Source organism: Cupriavidus phytohabitans (genome assembly GCF_017815025.1).
Lineage (GTDB): Bacteria > Pseudomonadota > Gammaproteobacteria > Burkholderiales > Burkholderiaceae > Cupriavidus.
The window spans coordinates 1-2,461 of sequence record NZ_JAGIQB010000151.1 but is presented as its reverse complement, the minus strand read 5'-3'; the positions used below and the strand labels follow the sequence as shown (position 1 = coordinate 2,461).

The 2,461-nt window shown below is 61.9% G+C and carries 4 protein-coding genes; 3 read left to right on the top strand and 1 reads right to left on the bottom strand.

All coding sequences use genetic code 11. From position 1 onward, the window contains the following. From J8I34_RS33685 to J8I34_RS33675, 3 genes are all read left to right on the top strand, one after another. A partial coding sequence (locus tag J8I34_RS33685; protein ID WP_209808513.1) for a hypothetical protein occupies window positions 1-452 on the top strand: 452 nt, incomplete at its 5' end. A 213-nt stretch (window positions 453-665) separates the two neighbouring features. Further along, entirely contained in the window at window positions 666-1,238 is a 573-nt protein-coding gene (locus J8I34_RS33680) for a hypothetical protein (RefSeq protein WP_245176343.1), read from the top strand. Continuing rightward, the gene (locus J8I34_RS33675; RefSeq protein ID WP_245176342.1) at window positions 1,235-1,555 is read left to right on the top strand and encodes a hypothetical protein; all 321 of its coding nucleotides are present in this window, start codon (window positions 1,235-1,237) and stop codon (window positions 1,553-1,555) included. The genes J8I34_RS33680 and J8I34_RS33675 overlap by 4 nt, the downstream gene beginning before the upstream one ends. 147 nt (window positions 1,556-1,702) lie before the next feature. Here the strand turns inward: J8I34_RS33675 and J8I34_RS33670 are convergent. Next, the coding region (locus tag J8I34_RS33670) for a reverse transcriptase domain-containing protein (RefSeq protein WP_245176341.1) at window positions 1,703-2,461 on the bottom strand (759 nt) is incomplete at its 5' end.

Here is a 2,461-nt window from a genome sequence, read left to right as displayed (position 1 = left end):
GTTGCCGGTACTTCTTCTTCGTCATCCACCACACCTTACCAAATGGCAAGGTGTTGCACTTCAGATTTGAGGACGCCGATTTATATGAACGCCTCCGCACAGTCCTCTCGCCGTTGCGTACTTTCACGATAATGAAGTTATTACTACTCCTGGTGGCGTTGTTTGTTAGGGGTAGCGGCAGTTGCGGACGCCACCGCACCAAATTTTCGCGCACGTCGACCGCATCGGTCCAGACGTGGCGGCCGGCGGTCCGTGGCAACGAAACTACGGCCGGCATTGTCGAGGAGAAGAAACGTCGCGATGCAGGAACACAAAGCAGCGCTTGCCGAGGCGATCCTGTCTCAGAGCTGGTGCCGGCGCCGTCAAGTTCTCCGCCGAAGACATCGAGGCTGGAGGCGCGGACGACAGGGCGGTGGCACACAGTTGCCTTGACTTTGGTGGTGGATCTGTAGAGTGAAAAGTATAACGCGACTCCACGCCCATGCTTTCGACCACGCAACTTCCCCTATTCGCCCACGCACCCAAACCCAGTGACGATGCCAGCGAGCCGGCTCAGCTCCTGATAGCAGGCTCGAGCACGAAGCTCGATCGGGATGCGCGCGCCATCGACCTATACCGGGGCGTCATGTACGCATCACGTGCGCAGCGATGCGGCGCCCCGCGTCTTGATTCTGTCCGCGCGTCACGGTTTCCTGCCGCCCGACACCGAGATTGCACCCTACGATGAGCGTATGACGCGGCAACGTGCCGACCAGATGATGGCCGACTTGCCGCGCTACCTGCAGCCCGCTGCCTGGCCAACCCGTGTCGGCTTGGTGATGCTGGCGGGCAGCGCCGAGTATCGACGCGTCATGCGCGCCGCGCTGGCCCGCCGGTACGGTCCCCAACTGCCTGCCCTGCAGGAAACCACTGGTGGCATCGGCATGCAGCGGTCGCAACTCGGCGCTTTCCTCGGCGGCTTGAAGCCGGCGTTCCGTGACCAAATCGGCCAGCACGCTAACGGCACACCGCTCTATCGCGCGTACGGATGGATCCAGGCCGGCGCCCTCGCCACCCTGCTCTACGGGGCCGCTCCCGCTCTTCCTTCGCGCCAGGCTCGCGTGCTCTCGGTCTTCAAGGGGCCGAACGGCCCCACCGCCGACGTTGAAGTGGAAGACTTCGTGCGCGGCCGCCCGAAAATCTGCCCGCGTCGGGTCAGCGTCCGGGATCTCCATCCTTCCACCGAGGTGCCGGCATGAGCGATTTTGACCGGCAGCTGCTCCACCATGCGGTTGAGCTTTGCCAAACCGGGCCGATAACACCTGACAAATTCGTGGCGCTCGCCCATGCAGGGCTGAAGGCGTGGGCGAAGGTCGGCAATCTGCAGTTCCCTCCCGAAAAGCGACACGCCCTACTCCAAGAAATCATGCGCTACTGCGCCTGGGAATGCCTGCTTGCGTGCTGCTTCACGCAGGCGGACCGCCTGGAGAGGATCGCGGACATGCTGGACGCCGCCTACCCTCGCTACGCCTGCACCCGCGCCAGACTCGCCGCGCGCCGCAACCGTTATGGGTGACCGCGGTTCTGATCCCCTTATTTGCAAGCGATATCCGCCGCGAAGCGGTGGCAGGTGTGCGAGATGGGGCAAATATCGCGGTAGGAATACCCATTACTGGATACCCCCCGCACAGATCCCGGCGTGCCCAATTCAGGCACCGGGCTCCTACCTTGGGTGTTTAACGGCAAATCTTTCACTGGGCCACGGATGTTGGATGCGAGGTTTTGGGAGCCAGTCATTGGCGAGGCGGGTCATCCGCGCCCACGTCATGGCATCTTTCTGACTGCGCCGCCGAAGCGCGCGCCGCCAGAGATGAGTAACGTGATAGCGGAATGCCACCAGTGCCCGCGCGTTCGTCGGGACCGCGTGGTACGCAAAGTAGCCGCGTACCACTTGCCTAAGCCAATGCCCTTGGACAGGTATTGAGTCGTGCATGCGTCGCCGCAACTGCTCCTTGATTTGCCTGAGCTTGGCCTGCATGCGGTCCTTGCGCGTCTTCCGATGAAGCAGGAAGCTACCGCGCCGGGACTTGCCGCAGATATACATAAGGCCCAGAAACGAGAAGGTTTCTGGCCGACCAAGGCCTCGGCGCTTGCGCCTGCCCGCTGCATAGCGGCCAAACTCAAGCAGCCTCGTCTTGTCCGGGTGCAACACCAGCGAGAACTCCTCGAACCTCTGTCGCATCTCGTCCCAGAAGCGCCGCGCGTCAGCTTCGTGCTCGAAGCCCACAACAACATCATCCGCATATCGCAGAATGATGACATTGCCCTTGGCCTCGCGCCGTCGCCATCGGTTGGCCCAGAGATCGAAGACATAGTGTAGATAGATGTTCGCCAGCAGGGGCGATACTACGCCGCCTACAATGTTGCATATTTTCCAGTCCCTCGTCTGAGTCGTTCGAATTTTCGCTGCTTGGAGCCGGCG